The organism is Mesorhizobium sp. CA14 (assembly GCF_020165195.1).
Classification (GTDB): Bacteria; Pseudomonadota; Alphaproteobacteria; order Rhizobiales; family Rhizobiaceae; genus Mesorhizobium.
Genome location: NZ_JAIUHR010000001.1, coordinates 179,941 through 198,500, shown reverse-complemented (window position 1 = coordinate 198,500; position 18,560 = coordinate 179,941). Strand labels below are relative to the sequence as shown.

The window sequence follows — 18,560 nt, the reverse complement described above, 5'->3', positions numbered from 1 at the left end:
GCTACATCCTCACCCGTTCCGCCTTAGGATCATACATCGGCTTCAGCGATGCTTCCGCGGCGAAGCGCTCGCCGGCGATCTCGACCTCGTAGGACGAGCCCAGCACATCCGCTTCGCTCTCGCCTTGGCAAGGTACATAGCCAAGCCCGATCGCGCCGCCGAGATGGTGGCCGTAATTGCCTGATGTGATCGGGCCGACGATCTTGCCGTCGCGCAGGATGGCCTCGTTGTGGAAGAGCAGGGGCTGCGGGTCCTTCAGGCGGAACTGCACCAGCCGGCGTGACAGGCCGGCTTCCTTCCTCCTGAGCACAGCGTCGCGGCCGATGAAGCCGGCTTTGCTCGTCTTCACCGCAAATCCGAGGCCCGCCTCCAGCACATTGTCCTCGTCGGTGATGTCGTGGCCGAAATGGCGGAAGGCCTTTTCGATGCGGCAGGAATCGAGCGTATGCAGGCCGCAGAGTTTCAGGCCGACATCGGCGCCGGCCTCAGCGATCGCCTCGAAAACATGGGCCGCCTGCTCGGTCGAGACATAGAGTTCCCAGCCAAGCTCGCCGACATAGGTGACGCGGTGGGCGCGGGCGAGACCCATCCCGATCTCGATCTCCTGAAAGGTGCCGAACGGATTGGTCTCGTTGGAAAAATCGTTCGGGCTGACCTTCTGGATCAGTTTTCGCGCCTCCGGACCCATGACGCAGATCACGGCTTCGGCCGCGGTGACGTCGGTGATGACGACGAACTCGTCAGCGACGTGCTTGCGCAACCAGGCGAGATCACGCTGCAGCGTAGCGCCGGGCACGACCAGGAAATAGGCCGTTTCCGAAAGCCGCGTCACGGTGAGGTCGCTCTCGATGCCGCCGCGCTGGTTGAGCATCTGCGTGTAGACGATCTTGCCCGGCGCCACGTCCATGTCATTGGCGCAGAGCCGCTGCAGGAAGGCGCAGGCATCGCGGCCTTCTATGCGGATCTTGCCGAAGGAGGTCATGTCGAACAGGCCGACGCCGTTGCGCACCGCGAGATGCTCGTCGCGCTGGTTGTCGAACCAGTTCTGCCGCTTCCAGGAATAGCGGTATTCGCGCTCCTGGCCTTCGCGGGCGAACCAGTTGGCGCGCTCCCAACCCGCCACCTCGCCGAAGACGGCGCCGCGCGCCTTCAGGTGCTCGTGCAAGGGCGAGCGGCGCACGCCGCGCGAGGTCGCCATCTGGCGGTAGGGAAAATGGTCGGCATAGAGCAGGCCGAGCGTTTCGGACACGCGCTCCTTGAGGTAGCGGCGGTTCTTCTGGAAAGGCTGGGCGCGGCGGATGTCGACTTCCCACAGATCGAAGGGCGCCTCGCCGTCATTGATCCATTGCGCCAGCGCCATGCCGGCGCCGCCGGAGGAGACGATGCCGATCGAATTATAGCCGGTCGCCATCCAGTAGCCGGAAAGCTCGGGCGCCTCGCCGAGATAGTAGCGGTCGTCAGGGGTAAAGCTCTCGGGACCGTTGAAGAAGGTGTGGATGCCGGCGGTGCCCAGCATCGGCATGCGGTTGACGCCCATTTCGAGGATGGGCTCGAAATGATCCATGTCCTCGGGTAACTGGTCGAAGCAGAAATCCTCGCGGATGCCGTCCATGCCCCAGGGCTTCGCCACCGGCTCGAAGGCGCCGAGCATCATCTTGCCGGCGTCCTCCTTGTAGTAGGCGCATTCGTCCGGCACGCGCAGCACCGGCAGACGGGAGAGGCCGGGGATCGGCTCGGTGACCAGATAGAAATGCTCGCAGGCATGCAGCGGGATGGTAACGCCGTTCTGCCGCCCAAGCTCGCGCGCCCACATGCCGGCGCAGTTGACCACGATGTCGGTCTCGATGGTGCCCTGGTCTTCACCTTGCGCCCAGGAGACGCCGGAGACGCGGCCGTTTTTGGTATGAACCTGAGTGACTTTCACGTTCTCGATGACGGTAGCACCCCGCTGACGCGCGCCCTTGGCCAGCGCCATGGCGATGTTGGCGGGATCGCACTGGCCGTCGAGCGGCAGATGCACGGCGCCGACCACATCCGAGACGTTGAGATGCGGGTACATCTCCTTGACCTCGCGCGGCGAAATCTCGCGCACGTCGACATCGAAGGCGCGGGCGAGCGAAGCCTGCCGATAGATCTCGTGCTTGCGCTCTTCCGTCAGCGCCACGGTGATCGAGCCGACCTGGCGCATGCCGGTGCCGACACCGGTCTCGGCCTCGAGCTTCACGTAGAGGTCGGCCGAATATTTCGCCAGCCGCGTCATGTTCTGCGAGCCGCGCAACTGGCCGATCAGGCCGGCCGCATGCCAGGTGGTGCCTGAGGTGAGCTGCTTGCGCTCCAAGAGCACGATGTCGGTCCAGCCGAGCTTTGCCAGGTGATAGGCGACCGAGCAGCCGGAGACGCCGCCGCCGATAATTACGGCGCGGGCCTTGGCGGGTATCGTCCTGGTCATGCGGCCTCGCGGCGATAGTTGGAGGCGAAGCGGCGAACGCGAAGCGCTGCTTCCTTGAGAATGGGTCCGGGCTGGCAGAGGCTGATGCGGATGTGCCCGGCGGCGGCCTCGCCGAAGCTCGAACCGGGCATGACGCCGACCTTTTCCTTATCGAGCAGGGCCCAGGCGAATTTCTCGTCGTCGGGCTCGACGGCCGAGATGTCGAGCATGACATACATGCCGCCTTCGGAGCCGCGCACGGTGACTTCATTGGCGCCGCGTATGGCATCGAGGAAGATCGTGCGCCGCGCGGCGTAACGCTCGGCGATATCCTTCACGCCATAGTGGTTTTCGAGCGCCTCGGCGCAGGCGATGGAGATGAAGGCCGGCAGGCCGTAGGTCGTGACCAGATTGAGATCGGTCATCAGCGCGATCATCGCTTTCGGCCCGGTCAGCCAGCCCATGCGCCAGCCGGTCATGCCGTGGCTCTTCGACATGGAGTTGATGACCAGCGTGCGCTCGGCCATGCCGGGCAGCGAGCGCGGCGAGATGTGCTCGCCGCCGCCGAGCGTCCAGTAGACCTCGTCCGACAACAGCCAGAGATCGTGCTCCTTGCAGATTTCGGCCAGCTGCTCGAGCCGTTCGCGCGAATAGACGGCGCCGGTCGGGTTGTTCGGCGTGTTGATCAGGATGGCGCGCGTGTTGGGCTTGAGCGCGGCGCGGATCATGTCCGCGCGAGGTTGAAATCCATCTTCGGCCGGTGTCTCGACCACCGTGAAGCTGGCGCCCGCGGCGCTGAAGGTGTTGGGGTAGGTAGCGTAGTAGGGCGCGACGACGATGGCGTGGTCGCCAGGGTCGAGCACGCCCTGCACGGCGGCGTAAAGCGCTGCCTGGCCGCCAGGCGTGGCGATGACCTCGTCGGGTTCCGTGAGGATGCCGGCGCAAGCGGTCGCGGCGGCGGCCATAGCCTTGCGCAGGCGCGGTAGGCCGGGCAGCGGCGTGTAGTGATGGTTGCTGCCGCGCACGGCGCTCACGCAGGCCTCAATGGTTTCCGATGGCGTGTCGAAATCATGGTCGCCGACCGAGAGCACAATGATGTCTTCGCCGGCCTGCTTGCGATTCCAGGCGGCGAAATGGACCTCCCAGCCGTCCTTGCCCGAAGGCACGATACCGGCAATGCGCTTTGACGGCTTTGGCATCAGGAAACTCCCAAAATCTGGTGGCCGGCCCGCGTGAGCTTGTCGCGCAGGGCGGCGATATGGGCGGGGCCGACTTCACAACAGCCGCCGACAATGCCGGCGCCGACATCGACCCAGCCGATGGCCTGGTCCGCATAGGCTTGCGGATCAAGATCATGGCGGGCGTGAAGCACGTCCACCGTCCCGCCATGCTTCAATGCCTCAACCGAAGTGAAGCCATTGGCATAGGCACCCACCTGTCCACCCAGGGCAACGAGTTCGGGCAAGGCGGCGGCGATCGCTTCGGGCCGGCAGCAGTTGAGCAGCCGGGCCGCGACCGGCAGGTCATCGAGAGCGTCGACGGCGGCAGCAATGGTTTCGCCACTGCGCAGGCGCGGCGTGCCATGATCGGCGAGCGTCCAGGACACCCATACGGGTTTGCCGCTTTCCGAGGCCGCGGTGACCGCTGCGCGCGCCTCCTCGGCGGAAGCCATCGTTTCGCACAGGAACAGATCGACACCGTCGGCCTGCTCGGCGACGATGCGGCGATAGATATCGAGCGTGTCCTCGAATGAGATGGTCAGCGCCGGCGCGTAGCTGCCGAACAGAGGCGACAGGCAGCCGGCTATGGCCGCGTCGCCAGCTTCGTCGCGGGCCTGGCGCGCCAGTTCGATGCCGCGCTTCTGCAACGGCTGGAACAGATCTTCGGCGCCCTCGCGCGCCAGGCGCTCCGGCGTTGCCGAATAGGTGTTGATGGTGATGACGCGGGCGCCGGCACGGATGAATTCCGCATGCAGGTCGCGCACAAGTTCCGGCTCGTCGATCAGCACCCTGGCCGACCACAGCGGCGTCGGCTCGGACTTGCTGCGCCGGACCAGTTCCTGTCCCATGCCGCCGTCAGTGAGGATGACGGAGGTCATGCCCGCAACCTTTCATTCTTCGGATCCCACAGCGGCTCGTCGTTCTGGACGATGGCTTTGAAGCGATCGCCAAAAATCTCGACCTCGATCGAGGTGCCCGGTTGAGTGAGATCGGCGCGCAGCATGCCAAGCGCAATCGACTTGCCGACCCGGTGGCCCCAGCCGCCCGACGTCGTCTCACCGACGATCGTGCCGTCATGCCAGAGCGTCGACATATAGGGTGCGTCGCAGTCGCCGGGGTTCTCGACGACCAAAGTGACGAAGCGCTTCTTCACGCCCTGCTGCTTCTCATTGAGCAAAGCCGCCTTGCCGCGGAAGTCCGGCTTGTCCCATTTGACGAAACGCTCCAGCCCGCCCTGCAGGATCGAATAGTCGGTCGACAGATCGCCCTTCCAGGCGCGGTAGCCTTTCTCCAGCCGCAGCGAATCCAGCGCATACATGCCGAAAGGTTTCAGGCCGTGCTTCCGGCCTGCTGCCCAGACGGCGTCGAAGACGGTCGCCGTGTCCGCGACCTTGGTGTGGATCTCCCAGCCGAGCTCGCCGGCGAAGGAGACGCGCAACAGCTTCGCCCAGCACCCTGCGATGGTCGTTTCCTGATGCGTCAGCCAGGGCAGCGTCAGGTCCGCATCGCAGACTTCGGCAAGGATCTTGCGCGAGTTCGGGCCGGCAAGGATTTGCGTTGAGTATTCCTCCGTCCGGTCGGTCAGCGTGAAGGCCGCGTCGACGGGCATGCGCGACTTCAGCCATTCGAAATCATGCCACTGCGCGACAGCCGCAGTGATCAGCGTCATCTGGTCTTCGCCATGACGCACCACCGACATTTCGGTGACGATGCGGCCCTTGTCGTCGGCGAAATAGACGAGACCGATGCGGCCGGGTTTCGGCACAAGGCCGGTGACCTGCAAGGCCAGCCATTCGGCCGCGCCGGGGCCTTCGAGGTTGAAGCGCGAGAAGCCGGGCAGGTCGAGGATGCCGGCGGCGTCGCGCACGGCAAGGCATTCCTCGCGCACACGCTGCTGCCAGGGCCCGTCGCGGCGGAAGGTGAGGGTGGACTCCTCGGAAGTATCGTCGCCGGGCTGTGCGTACCAAGTGGCGCGCTCCCAACCATTATAGGCGTCAAACTGGCCGCCCAGCGCCTTGATGCGATCATGCAGCGGCGACAGCTTGCGGTTGCGTCCCTCCGGCCAGGCATGGCGCGGGAACTGGATGGCGTATTCGTTGCCGTAGATCTCCATGCCCTTGGCGACGCAATAGTCGGGCGCCGAGGCGAAGCTGGTGAAACGACGCGGATCACAGGACCACATGTCCCATTCGGTCTGGCCTTCGGTGACCCATTCGGCCAGCACCTTGCCGGCGCCGCCCCCTTGCGCAATGCCGAAGGTGAAGACGCAGGCCTCGAAAGCGTTCGGCACGCCGGGCATCGGCCCGATCAGCGGGTTGCCGTCCGGCGCGTAGGGAATCGGTCCGTTGATCACCTTGGAAAGGCCGGCGGTACCGAGGATCGGCACCCGGGCGACGGCGTCGGCAAGGTAATGCTCAAGGCGGTCGAGATCGTCGGGAAAGAGCTGGAAGGAAAAATCCTCCGGCATGGGATCATTATGGGTCGCCCAATGCGCGCGGCAATTGCGCTCATAGGGGCCGAGATTCATGCCGCTCTTTTCCTGCCGCAGATAATAGGACGTGTCGACGTCGCGCAGCAGCGGCAGCTTGTGGCCTTGCTCCTTCGTCCAGGCGGCAAGCTCGGGGATTTCCTCGAACAATATGTACTGATGACTCATCACCATCATGGGCACGTCGCGGCCGAACATTTTTCCAACTTCGGCGGCCCGGTAGCCGGCCGCGTTGACGACGATCTCGCAGCGGATTTCGCCCTGCGGGGTGGCGATGACCCATTCGCCGTTCTCGCGGCGCACGCCGGTGACCGGGCAGAAGCGGATGATTTTCGCGCCCATCTCACGCGCACCTTTGGCCAGCGCCTGGGTCAACTGCGCCGGGTCGATATCGCCGTCGCTCGGGTCAAAGAGCGCGCCCTTCAACTCATGCGTCTCGATGAAGCGGTATCGGCGCTTGATCTCGTTCAGTCCGACGACGTCGATATCCATTCCCTGGTAGCGGCCCATGCCCTTGGCGCGCTGAAATTCCTGCATGCGCTCCTTGGTATGGGCGAGCCGGAGCGAGCCGGTTACATGGTAGTTCATCGGATAGTCGACCGCTTCGGCCAGACCCCGGTAAAGCTCGGTCGAGTAGCGCTGCATGTTCATCAGCGACCATGACGAGGAGAAGGTCGGCACGTTGCCGGCGGCATGCCAGGTCGAGCCGGAAGTCAGCTCGTTTTTTTCCAGAAGCACGCAGTCGGTCCAGCCCGCCTTGCACAGATGATAGAGCGACGAGCAACCGACGACACCGCCTCCGATAATCACCACGCGCGCCGTGGCCGGCAAACCCGCCATGTTCTTCCTCCAAAGCCTAAGCGCTTCGCGCTTCGATTTTTGTTTTGATGCATGTCGTTATCCCAAAACCGCTTTGCGCTCTGGGCGACATGCATTGATCAATAGACAGGCGGTGAAACCACCCAGATGACAACCGCAGCCTCGACGCCAGGATTGCGCCAGCGGAACGGCTTGCCCTCGAAGCGGAACGAGTCGCCTTCGCCGAGACGATGCCAGACACCGTCGATCTCGATCTCGAACGTGCCCGACGCGACATAGCCCGCTTCTTCCGTCGGACGGCGCGCTTCCGTCTTCAGCTCCGCGCCCGGCGCGAAGACCGAGCGCAGCATCTCGAAGCTACCGCCGAGGTCGGGCGACAGAAGCTCCTCCACCAGGCCGGATTCACTTGTGCCAAGCGAGCGGCGGCTGCCGGCGCGCACGACCACGCCGCGTTCCTGCTCGACAGGCACATCATGGCTGAAGAACAGGCTGATCGGAACATCGAAGAGGTTGGCGAATGCCCGCAAGTCACCGAGCGAGGGAATCGAGAGGCCGCGCTCGACCTGGCTGACCCAGCCGACCGACCGGCCGAGCTTGAGGGCAATCTCGGCCAGCGTGAGGCCGCGCGCCTTGCGAAGCGCACGGATGTCGCCGGCCAGCAGCCGGTCGCCATTGTCCTGCTCCGATTTGGTCGCGGTCGGGATCAAAGTTTGCTCGTGAAAAAATCTCGATAAATTTCATGAGAGGGTAAAATCATGAAAAAATCAAGTGGATTTTCATAGGCTACAAGATTTGCTTGCGCGATTTCGGCCGTTGATGCAAAGGCTCGCGCACGAGCGGCGAGTGGGGCGCCCGGTCGGGACCAGTTTAGCTTAGAGTCTGCGGATGGTCGTCAAGGGAAACCGTGTTTGCGGTTTCTGGCCATGCGCAAAGGGACGGCCCATGCTTGAGAAGAACATCCGGATCGCATCGGAAGCGGCGATCGTCGACGAGGCGATCACCTCGCGCCGGTCCGTGCGCGCTTTTCTGCCCGACATGGTTGACGACGAGACGATCCGCGCGATCCTGGCGGTGGCCGCGCGTGCGCCGTCCGGCACCAACATGCAGCCCTGGCGCGTCTATGTGACCAAGGGCGAGGTCAAGCAGCGCATCAGCGACGCCATCCTCAACTCCGGCATCCGAGCCGAAAAGGCCGAGTGGGACGAGTACCGCTACTATCCCGACCAGTTCTTCGAACCATATCTGACCCGTCGGCGCGCCAACGGCTTCGGGCTTTACGGCGCGCTCGGCATCGGCCGGCGTGAGGTCGACAAGATGCGGGCGCAGCACGACCGCAACTTCATCTTCTTCGATGCGCCGGTCGGCATGATCTTCACGATCGACCGGAGACTGAACCAAGGCTCCTGGATCGACTACGGCATGTTCCTGCAGAACATCATGGTCGCGGCGCGGGGCCGGGGACTGCATACCTGCCCCCAGGCTGCCTTCGCGCCCTATCACCGGCAAATCCGGCCGGTGCTCAACATTCCCGACGAGGAGGTCGTCGTCTGCGGCATGGCGCTCGGCTACGAGGACACCTCGAAGCCCGAAAACGAGTTCCGCACCGACCGCGCGCCGATCGAGGACTGGGTGACCTTCGCGGAGTAGCGTAGGCAGCCCACAGACCGGCCTGTCAGTCCGTGCTCATATGCGCGCCATGGCCGCTGACATGGGCGCCGTCCTTCGGCGTCAGCCTCAGATAGGCCGATAGCGCGCAAAGCGTGATCAGCCCCTCGATGACGAACAGGATGCGATAGTCGTTGACGCTGGCCTTGCCGCTGCCGGCAAGCAGCGACAGGAGCGCCGACGCGAGGCCGACGCTGATCGCCACCGCAAGCTGCCACAGGATGTAATAGAGCGCGCTGAAGCGGGCGAGCTGCTCCGGTGCGATATCCGAATAGGCAAGATTGCCGGTCGAGGCCCATTGCACGGAGCGGAAGACGCCGAAGGCGAAAATATAGGCAAGCACGATCCACGCCGGCAGGCTCTCCTGCATCAGCGCAAAGCCCGCGACCAGTAGCGCGACGATCGGCGTGTTGGTGACCAGCACGCGCTTGAAGCCGAAGCGGTTCAACAGGCGCGGCATGAAGAAGCGCATCAGCAATGATCCGATCGCGGCGACGAAGGTCAGCGATCCGGCCTGCACCGCGCTCATGCCGAAGCCGAGCTGGAACATCAGCGGCAGCAGGAACACCACCGAGCTCAGGCCGATCGTGTCCAGTCCCCCGCCGGTGAGGAAGGAGATGCGGAAGGTGCGGATGCGCAGCAGGTTGAGATCGAGCAGCGGGTTGCGGGCGCGCAGGCAGTAGAAGGCGGCAACCGTCAGGATGACGATCGCCAGGCCAAGCTCGATGCCGATCAGGCTGTTCGCGGCATCCTCGGCGGCAAGCGAATCCATGCCGAAGACCAGCAATCCCATGCCGCTGCCGACGAGCAGGAAGCCCGGCAGATCGAATGGCGTGCGCACCGGCTTGGTCGTCGTCGGAAACAGGGAGGCGGCCAGAAGCGCCGCGGTCAGGGCGATCGGGATGTTGATGTAGAAGATCCAGCGCCAGGAGACGTAGGTGGTGAGCGCACCGCCGACGAGCGGCCCGACCAGCGGCCCGGATTGGCCGGCGAGCGAAATATACATGTTGATCTTCAGCGTGCGGGCACGCGGGAAGCTCGACAGGATCACGACCTGGCCAAGCGTGCCCATCAGCGCGCCGCCGCAGCCCTGCAAGGCGCGCGAGCCGACCAGCATCCAGATGTTTTCCGAAAGGCCGCACAAGGCCGAGGCGCTGGCGAAGACGAGCAGGGCGAAGCAATAGACGTTGCGCAGCCCAAAACGGTCGGCCAGCCAGCCGCCGAGCGGCATGGTGACGATGAGGCTGGCGACATAGACGGTGATCAAAAGGCCAAGCTGGCTTGGCGGGCGGTCGAGGCTCTCGCCGATGCCGGGCAGCGCGGTGACGACGACGTTCTGGTCAAGACTGGTCATGAACACGCCGCAAGCGACGGTTGCCGGCAACAGCATCGACGGACCCTCCGCCGGAGCAAAGCGGGTCGTGGCCGTCGCCGAAGTCTCAACAGTCATGGAAGGATATGGTCGAACTGGTTGCCTGAGCGGACGTTTGCCTTGGCAAACGCCCGTGATTCCTTACCTATCGCGCCTGCTGGCCCAGCGCTCAAGCAGCAGTTGTAGCCGTCGATAATGCCAGATAGTGCCTGGACCAATCCCGAGCCCGCAACGCCATGCCTACTGCACCTCGTAACCGACTTCCTCGGAGGCGTGGCACAAGGCTTTCCAGAACGAGCGCGCGAAAGAGCGGAAGACGTAGATGTCGAACTGGTCGGCGCCGGTGCGCTGGATCTGAGCGAACACGTCATGGTGGTTGGTCGAACGTCCAGCGCCGAGCGGGAAGGCCGGCAAGGCGAAATCGATGGCAAAGAACTTCGCCATCACCCACTCGGCCCTCGGCCCGGCGATGCGGATCGCGGTGCGGCCATGCGAGAGGTCGGTCAGCGTACCGATGGCTGGCGTGATGGCGCCGGCGAAGGCTGCGGCCAGGCCTTCGGCCTCATCCACCACGGTGAATTTTCCCGGCGCGAAGCCGAAGGCGGCGCGGGCGCCGCTGCTCACGCCGCCGCCGGCGCCATCGGGCAGAGCGAGACCGGTGACCTTGCCGATAATTTCGATCAGCTGCCTCTCTTCACCCGGCCAGGCGGCGAGCTGCAGGATCGTGCCCGGCCGCATCTCGGACAGGATGACATCGACGCCATGTTCGAAATTGCCGTGCGAACCTGGATGATACTCCGGCCCGAGCGGCGATTGGCGTTCGGGCAAATACTGCTCAGCCATGCATGCGGCTCCCGTCCGGATCGTAAAAATGGTTGGAGACGATCTCGACCGGCCCGAATCGGTTGCGCAGCGGGTCGGAGACGAATGCGCGGGTCCCCTGACGCGCCTTGCCGCTCTTGACCAGGGCCAGGGCGATATATTTGCCGAGCGCCGGTGAATAGCAGCAGGCGGTGATGTGACCGAGCGAGTCGTGCGGATTGGCCTCGTCCAGTTCCTCGACGATATGGCCACCACCGTTGAGCGGCCGGTTGTCGAGGGCGATCAGCCCGACCAGCTCGAGCCGGTCAGGCGCGATCAGGCCTTCGCGGTCCATCATGGCCGAACCGATGAAGGGCTTCTTCTTCGACAGCATCCAGTCGAGATGGAGGTCGCGTGCGGTGGTGCGGCCGTCGATCTCGGCGCCGGTGACATGGCCTTTCTCGATGCGCATCGTGCCCAGTGCCTCGAGCCCATAGGTGACCAGGCCAAAAGGCTTGCCGGCCTCGATCAAGGCCTCCCAGACATGGGTGCCGTAGCCGGCGCCGGAATAGACCTCGAACGCCATTTCGCCGGAAAAGGACAGGCGGCAGATCATCACCGGCACGCCAGCGATCCGGCCATGGACGATGCCCATGAAGGGCAACGCGGCGTTGTCGACGGCGGTGCCGGTGACGCAAGAGGCGAGGATGGCGCGCGCGTTTGGCCCGCCGATCGCCGCGCCCGCCCATTCGTCCGTGACAGAGGTCACGGTGACCTTCAGCTCCGGCCAGATGACGTCGAGGAAATACTCCAGATGCTGCATCACCTTGCCGGCATTGGCGGTGGTGGTGGTCATCAGGAATTCCTGCTCGCCGAGCCGCCAGGTGGTGCCGTCGTCGAAGGCAAGCCCGTCCTCGCGCAGCATCAGGCCGTAGCGGGCCTTGCCGACGGCCAAAGTGGAAAACATGTTGGTGTAGACGCGGTCGAGGAACTCGGCCGCGTCGGGTCCCTGCACCGCGATCTTGCCCAGCGTCGAGACATCGACGATGCCGGCGCTTTCGCGCGTGGCCTTCGCTTCGCGGACATAGGCCTGTTCGACCGTCTCGCCGGGAAGGCCGTAGATCATCGGCCGGTACCAGAGGCCGGCCGAATACATGGTCGCGCCATTGGCGATGTGCCAGTCATGCATCGGCGTCAGCCGCTCGGGCTTGAGGTCGCCAAAGCGTTCGGCGGCGAGCGAGCCGATCGACACCGCCGTATAGGGCGGGCGAAAGCGCGTCGTGCCGACTTCGGGGATGGGCTTGCCGAGCGCCTCGGCCATGATGGCGAGGCCCGGCACATTGGAGTTCTTGCCCTGGTCCGTCGCCATGCCGAGTGTGGTGTAGCGTTTCAGATGCTCGACCGAGATGAAGCCTTCGCGATGCGCAAGCCGCACGTCCTCAGCGGTCACATCGTGCTGGAAGTCGACAAAGCTCTTGCCCTTGGCCTTGATCTCGAAGACCGGCGCCGGATCCGGATCGCCCGGTGCGGCCTCGACGGTCGGCAGGGCGGCGGGCGCCGCCGTTCCGCCGGCAGCCGAAACGCCGGCCGCGCGGCCCTCGGCGATGGCTTCGGCGGTTGAGAAGCTGCCGGTGAAGGCGCCGGCGCCGAGCCAACGCTGCGTCGGCTTGGGCGGCAGGAAGGCTTGCCTGGCCGGGTCCCATTCAGCCTTGGCGCCCGCCTGGCTGGCGAGATGGATGGTCGGCGACCAACCGCCCGACATCAACAGACTGTCGGCATGGATGCTGCGTTCATCGCCGCTCAGCGCACCGCTCATGGCGTCGAAGCGCTGCACCTTGAGACCGGTGAGGGCCTTGCCGCCTTCGGTCGCAACCACGGCATGGCCGTCCAGAAGCTCGGCCTCGGCCTCGCCGGCGAGCCGGCGCATGTCGTTCGAGATGTCGGCACGGACATCGATGATGGCAACGATGGTCGCGCCGGCCTTCTTCAAGGCAACGGCCGAGCGGTAGGCGCTATCGTTGTTGGTGAAGAGCGCGATGCGCTGTCCCGGCAGCACGCCATATTCAACTGCGTAGCGTTCCGCGGCATGCGCCAGCATGACGCCGGGACGGTCGTTGCCCGGAAACACCAGCGGCCGTTCAAAGGAGCCGGTGGCGAGAACCACCGTGCCCGCGCGGATCGCCCAGTAGCGCTGGCGCGGCTCGCCCTTGGCGGGCGTTTCCTTGTGGTCGGTCACCCGTTCCAGTGCGGCAAGCGTGTTGCCGTCATAATAGCCCCACACGGTCGTGCGCGGCAAAAGCCGGACATTGTCGTTGCCTTCGAGCTGCCCGACAGCGCGTTGCGCCCAGTCGGCGGCAGGCATGCCGTCGATGATTTCGCCCGACCAGTTTGCGGAGCCGCCGAAGTGGGCTTCGAGATCGGCGAGGATGACGCGGACGCCCTGGTCGGCGGCGGCCTTTGCCGCCATCAAGCCGGCGGGGCCGGAGCCGACGACCAGCACGTCGCAAAATGCGTTCATGCGCTCGTAGCGCGCCGGGTCGGGAGCGGTGCCGGCCTTGCCGAGGCCAGCGGCGCGGCGGATGAAATGCTCGCAGAACATCCAGAAGCGCGTGCCCTTCAGCGGACCGATCACCGGACCCATGAAGGTCTTGTAGTAGAAGCCGGCCGACAGGAGCTTGCCGCCGAGCTGGTTGAGGGCGCCGATATCCCAGGCGAGCGAGGGCGTGCGGTTCTGGCTGACGGCGACCAGCCCGTCATAGATCTCGACCATGGTGGCCGGAATGTTCGGCTCGCGCACTTCGCCGCGCAGCATCGTCACCAGCGCGTTCGGCTCCTCGACGCCGGCGGCAAGCAGGCCGCGCGGGCGATGATATTTGAAGGAGCGGCCGAACAGCGTCACGCCATTGGCAAGCAGCGCCGAGGCCAGCGTGTCGCCGGCATGGCCGGTGTAAGCCGCGCCGTCGAAGGTGAAGCGGATGGTGCGCAGCCGGTCGATCCGGCCGCCGGTCTCGGTGCGGCGCGGGCTCACGAGCGGCTCTCCGTCTTGTGGCCGCCACGGGCGAATTCGGTGCTCAAAATCTCATGTGTCACGGTGTTGCGAACGACCCTCAGATGCGCGCGACAACCGCCGGAATGTTGCCAGATCTCGTTGTGGTCACCGGCCGGGTTCAGGCGATCGTAGACATAGGCGTTCCAGGCGTCGAGGTTCTGCGAGGCGGGCTGCGGCCGCTGGCGGTTGCCGTCGCCCTGGTAGGTGAATTCGATGACGTCGCGCGGGCCGCAATAGGGACAGGTGATCAGCATTTTTCAATCCAAACCCTAGTGCAATCTGGGCGTCGCGCCCTGGCCTTTGTCGTCGATGATGAGGCCGCGATAGAAACGGTCGAGCGTGAAGGGCGCGTTGAACTCGTGCGGCTCGTCCTTGGCAATGGTATAGGCAAAGCACCAGCCGGAGGCGGGCGTCGCCTTGAAGCCGCCATAGCACCAGCCGCAATTGAGATACATGCCTGGCAGCGGGCCAGTGGTGATGATCGGCGAGCCGTCCATCGTCATGTCGCACAGCCCGCCCCAGGAGCGCAGCATGCGCACGCGAGCCAGGCCGGGGAACAGCGCCACCATCTCGCTCATCACCTCATCGACGATCGGCAGGCTGCCGCGCTGGGCGTAGCTATTGTAGCCGTCGAGATCGCCGCCATAGACCAGGCCGCCCTTGTCGGACTGCGAAATGTAGAAATGGCCCATGCCGAAGGTCAGGATCGTATCGATGATCGGCTTCAGCGATTCCGAGACGAAGGCCTGAAGCACGTGGCTTTCGATCGGCATATGCGAAATGCCGGCAAGCTGCATGACGCGGCCGGTGCTGCCGGCAACCGCAAGCGCGACCTTCTTAGCGCGGATCTCGCCGCGCGTCGTCGAAACGCCGGTGACGCGGTCGCCGTCGCGCAGGAAACCGGTGACCTCGCAATTCTCGATGATATCGACGCCGCGCCGGTCGGCGCCGCGCGCATAGCCCCAGGCGACGGCGTCGTGACGGGCGCTGCCGGCACGGCGTTGCATCAAGCCGCCGAGGACAGGGAAGCGCGCCGAACCCGAGACATCCAGCGCCGGCACAAGCCGCTTGATCTGATCGACGCTCATCAGTTCGGCGTCGACGCCGAGATGGCGCATGGCGTTGCCGCGCCTGGCATAATCGTCGAGCTGGGCGGGCGTGTGCGCGAGGTTCAGGCAGCCGCGCTGCGAGAACATGACGTTGTAGTTGAGGTCGTGCGACAGGTTCTCCCACAGCTTCATCGAATGTTCGTAGAAGCGGGTGTTTTGCGGCAAGAGATAGTTGGAGCGCACGGCGGTGGTGTTGCGGCCGACATTGCCCGAGCCCAGCCAGCCTTTTTCCAGCACCGCGACATTGGTGATGCCGTGTTCCTTGGCAAGGTAATAGGCGGTCGAAAGACCGTGGCCGCCGCCACCGATGACGATCACGTCATAGGAAGCCTTGGGATCCGGCTTGCGCCAGGCGGGCTTCCAATCCTTGTTGCCGGTCAGCGCGTTCTTGAGCAGCGAAAAGGCCGAATATTCCGCCATTCTTCCTATCGTCCTTATGATGCGAGGCGGCAGACTATAGAGCAGGCGGGAAGCGTAAAGCCAAGATTGCGCCATCGCTTTTCGCCAGGCCGACTCTCGCCGATGCGATCGGACGGCTTGCCGCCCGATAGGCCGGTCTTTATCAAAGGCGGAAATTTCGAGAATTTTTCGGCCGCGAGTCGCCAACAAAGTCATGTTCTTCCGCCTGCTGCGCCTGCTTCTGGTCGTCATCGCCGCTGTCTTTGGGCAGCCGGCGCTCGAGGCGTCGGCGCAGGCCATCGGCCATGGTTCGTCGCGGCTCATCGCAGATCAGACCAAGGTCATCCAGGACCTGACGGTCAGGACCGACGGCCTGGAGAAGAAACTGAGCGACCCCGACCAGGACGATGCTGGGCTTGTCGACATCCGGTTGCAGCTGGAGGATATTTCGCGCGCGGCGCTGAACAGCGCGCTAGCATTCCGGCAGCGCCTCACCGACATCAACAATCGCGTCGAGGTTCTCGGCCCGCCGCCGGCGCAGGGGCAACCTGCCGAGCCGGTAATCGTCAGCAGCGAGCGCGGTGCGCTCGCGACGGAAAAAGCTCAGATCAACGCGGTCGTCGCCAGCGCGCAAAACCTGTCGATCCGCGTCAACGGGCTGGTCGACAAGATCGCCGTCATGCGCAGCGAGCTTTTCCGCAGCGTCATCACCAAACGTTACGACCTGACCGACGCGTTGAGCCCGCAGGCCTTTTCCGACGCGCATGATCAGTTCACGGGCCTCTACAAGGCGGTGTCGTCCTGGGCGAGCTTCGCCGTCAGGTTCAAGTTCCAGGCGATCCTTGCGGCGACGCTTATGGCGCTGGCCTTGGCGGCCGTGCTGTTGATCGGCGGCAGACGCCTGTTCGGCCGCATCTTCGAGCCCGACCCGACCGTCGAGGATCCGTCCTATCTCAGCAGACTGTCGGTGGCCTTCTGGTCGACGCTGCTGCCGACCCTGGCGCTCGGCGTTTTCTTCGCCTCGGCCGTGTTCTTCTTCAACTATTACAATGTGCTGCGTGGCGATATCGGCACGTTCCTCAATGCCTTGCTGACGGTGATCGCCATGGTGTTCTGCGTCAACCGGCTGACCAACGCGGCGCTCGAACCGCGCCTGCCCAACTGGCGCCTGATCCCGGTCGCGACCGGCCGGGCGCGTTGGCTGGTCGGCCTAACGACCGCCATGGCGCTGGTGCTCGGGTTCAACTACTTCCTGTCGGTCGTCAACGAGAAGATGGGATCGCCACTTTCGCTGACGATCGCCAGGGGCTTTGTCGCCGCTATCATCGTCGGCATCATCCTGATCCTGATGGGACTGCTGCGGCCTTTCAGGAAGGCTGACGGCTCTTGGCGCCCTTGGCCGGCATGGCTTCGCTTAATGGCCGTCGCCCTCGGCCTGTTCACCATTGCGGCTGCGCTGCTTGGCTATATCGGCCTGGCGCTTTTCGTCTCGTTCCAGGTCGTGGTGACCGGCACGGTGCTGGTGACGGCCTATATCGGCTTTCTGTCGGCACGCGCGATCGGGGAGGAGGGCGGCTTCGCCGACACTTCGGTCGGGCGATGGCTTTCGGAAAACTCCAGCTACGAGGATACCGCCCTCGACCAGCTCGGCCTGGTCGTCAGCATCGCCATCAACCTGATGATCGTGGTGGTGTTCCTGCCGCTGATCCTTTTGATGTGGGGCTTCCAGCCCGGCGATATCGAGGCCTGGGCCTACAAGCTGGCGACCGGCGTCACGATCGGTTCGGTGACCATCTCCTTCCTCGGCATCCTCAGCGGCATCGTCGTCTTCGGCATTGGTTATTTCCTGACGCGCTGGTTCCAGGGCTGGCTGGACGGCTCGGTGATGGCGCGCGGCAAGGTCGATGCCGGCGTGCGCAACTCGATCCGGCTCGGTGTCGGCTACGCGGGCGTGGCGGTCGCCGCGCTGGTCGGCATTTCGGCCGCGGGTATCGATCTTTCCAACCTGGCGCTGGTTGCGGGCGCGCTTTCACTCGGTATCGGCTTCGGCCTGCAGAACGTCGTGTCCAATTTCGTCTCAGGCCTCATCCTGCTTGCCGAACGGCCGTTCAAGGTTGGCGACTGGATCGTCGCGGGCGACGTCAGCGGCACGGTGCGCAAGATCAGCGTGCGCGCCACCGAGATAGAGACCTTCCAGCGGCAGGCGGTGATCCTGCCCAACTCGAACCTCATCAACAATGCTGTCGGCAACTGGACGCATCGCAACAAGCTCGGGCGCATCGACATCAAGGTCGGCGTCGCCTATGGCAGCGACGTCAAGCACGTCCATGCCGTCCTGACGGACATTGCGCGCGCCCATCCGATGGTGCTGAAGAACCCCGAGCCGTTCGTCCTGTTCGCCAATTTCGGCTCGGCCGCGCTCGAATTCGAAATCCGCGTGTTCGTCGCCGACATCATGAACGGCAGCGTCGTGCAGAACGATATCCGCTTCGCCATCTTCGATATCTTCGAGCAGGAGCAGATCGAGATACCATCGACGCCGCGCGCCGTGGTCGAGAGCAAGAAGCACGAAGCCTGGCCGATCGACGACGACAAGATCGAAGCCGAATTCGCAGAGCGCGAGAGGCTAGAGGCGGAAGCCGCGGCCGAGCGGGAGCGCCTGGCGAAGATGAAGCGCAGGGGCCGCAAACCGGACCCCGGCTAAGGTCTATCGATATTCAGGTGAGGCCGGCCCGACCTGAATCTCGATAGACCTTGGGCGATGGCTCATCCGACGCCGAAACCGATTGTGGCATGAATGCGGCATTCAGTTGCGGTTCAGGTAACATCTCATATAAGCTTCGATGCAAAGGGCGAGAATGCCTTGCAAATTTGAACAGAGGCGGTGCTTGAAACACCGAAATTTCAATGTGGAAGTCTGTCGTTGCCGCCATCGCTTTGCTGGCCCTGGGCGGTTCGGCTTTCGCCGCCAGCGCGATCAACAGGGACGCTCAGACGCGGACCTTGGTCGTGACCGAAGGCGGCGCCAAGAGCGAGCTGACGCTTGCCGCCGGCGAGACGGTGGAATTCTGCTCGAACGGCTGCTTCGTCACTCTGCCCAATGGTGACCTCGAAGCCTTGACCGGCTCGGAAACGGTCGAAATCTCGGGCGGCGCGGCCCGTATCAAGTAACCGTCCCCGCAAGATTGGCGGGGCAAGATTGGCAAAGGC

Annotated in this window: 13 protein-coding genes; 3 read left to right on the top strand and 10 right to left on the bottom strand. The window is 64.4% G+C overall.

Features of this window, described 5'->3' with window-relative positions:
* Position 1 precedes the first annotated feature (1 nt).
* The 5 genes from LB565_RS00935 to LB565_RS00915 form a co-directional block, all read right to left on the bottom strand.
* The gene (locus tag LB565_RS00935; protein WP_224581326.1) at positions 2–2,449 is read right to left on the bottom strand and encodes an FAD-dependent oxidoreductase; all 2,448 of its coding nucleotides are present in this window, start codon (positions 2,447–2,449) and stop codon (positions 2–4) included.
* On the bottom strand, positions 2,446–3,627 hold the full coding sequence (locus LB565_RS00930; RefSeq protein ID WP_224581325.1) for a pyridoxal phosphate-dependent aminotransferase: 1,182 nt from the start codon (positions 3,625–3,627) through the stop codon (positions 2,446–2,448). Before LB565_RS00930 ends, LB565_RS00935 begins: the two co-directional genes overlap by 4 nt.
* Positions 3,627–4,526 (bottom strand): homocysteine S-methyltransferase family protein, encoded by a 900-nt coding sequence (locus tag LB565_RS00925; protein WP_224581324.1) that lies wholly within the window; start codon positions 4,524–4,526, stop codon positions 3,627–3,629. Before LB565_RS00925 ends, LB565_RS00930 begins: the two co-directional genes overlap by 1 nt.
* Complete coding sequence (locus LB565_RS00920) at positions 4,523–6,976, bottom strand: FAD-dependent oxidoreductase (protein WP_224581323.1); 2,454 nt, start codon at positions 6,974–6,976, stop codon at positions 4,523–4,525. The genes LB565_RS00925 and LB565_RS00920 overlap by 4 nt, the downstream gene beginning before the upstream one ends.
* Before the next feature lie 98 nt (positions 6,977–7,074).
* Positions 7,075–7,617, bottom strand: a complete 543-nt coding sequence (locus tag LB565_RS00915) for a helix-turn-helix domain-containing protein (RefSeq protein ID WP_411970597.1) — start codon at positions 7,615–7,617, stop codon at positions 7,075–7,077.
* A 280-nt stretch (positions 7,618–7,897) separates the two neighbouring features.
* On the opposite strand from LB565_RS00915, the gene LB565_RS00910 reads away from it, so the two are divergent.
* Positions 7,898–8,602 (top strand): nitroreductase, encoded by a 705-nt coding sequence (locus tag LB565_RS00910; protein WP_224581321.1) that lies wholly within the window; start codon positions 7,898–7,900, stop codon positions 8,600–8,602.
* A 25-nt stretch (positions 8,603–8,627) separates the two neighbouring features.
* Here LB565_RS00910 and LB565_RS00905 read toward each other — a convergent pair whose 3' ends face one another.
* The 5 genes from LB565_RS00905 to LB565_RS00885 all read right to left on the bottom strand — a co-directional run bounded on the left by LB565_RS00905 (position 8,628) and on the right by LB565_RS00885 (position 15,371).
* Positions 8,628–10,010 carry an MFS transporter gene (locus tag LB565_RS00905; RefSeq protein ID WP_224581320.1) on the bottom strand — a complete coding sequence of 461 codons (1,383 nt, stop codon included), beginning with the start codon at positions 10,008–10,010 and terminating at the stop codon, positions 8,628–8,630.
* Between the two features lie 222 nt (positions 10,011–10,232).
* Complete coding sequence (soxG, locus tag LB565_RS00900; RefSeq protein WP_224581542.1) at positions 10,233–10,820, bottom strand: sarcosine oxidase subunit gamma family protein; 588 nt, start codon at positions 10,818–10,820, stop codon at positions 10,233–10,235.
* A 7-nt stretch (positions 10,821–10,827) separates the two neighbouring features.
* On the bottom strand, positions 10,828–13,821 hold the full coding sequence (locus tag LB565_RS00895) for a sarcosine oxidase subunit alpha (RefSeq protein ID WP_224581319.1): 2,994 nt from the start codon (positions 13,819–13,821) through the stop codon (positions 10,828–10,830).
* The gene (locus LB565_RS00890; RefSeq protein ID WP_224581318.1) at positions 13,818–14,096 is read right to left on the bottom strand and encodes a sarcosine oxidase subunit delta; all 279 of its coding nucleotides are present in this window, start codon (positions 14,094–14,096) and stop codon (positions 13,818–13,820) included. The genes LB565_RS00895 and LB565_RS00890 overlap by 4 nt, the downstream gene beginning before the upstream one ends.
* A gap of 15 nt (positions 14,097–14,111) precedes the next feature.
* Positions 14,112–15,371, bottom strand: coding sequence for a sarcosine oxidase subunit beta (locus LB565_RS00885; RefSeq protein ID WP_224581317.1), 1,260 nt, complete (start codon positions 15,369–15,371; stop codon positions 14,112–14,114).
* Between the two features lie 193 nt (positions 15,372–15,564).
* On the opposite strand from LB565_RS00885, the gene LB565_RS00880 reads away from it, so the two are divergent.
* Both LB565_RS00880 and LB565_RS00875 read left to right on the top strand, forming a co-directional pair.
* Positions 15,565–18,054, top strand: coding sequence for a mechanosensitive ion channel family protein (locus LB565_RS00880; RefSeq protein WP_224581316.1), 2,490 nt, complete (start codon positions 15,565–15,567; stop codon positions 18,052–18,054).
* 203 nt (positions 18,055–18,257) lie between these two features.
* Complete coding sequence (locus tag LB565_RS00875) at positions 18,258–18,521, top strand: hypothetical protein (RefSeq protein WP_027167119.1); 264 nt, start codon at positions 18,258–18,260, stop codon at positions 18,519–18,521.
* Positions 18,522–18,560 lie beyond the last annotated feature (39 nt).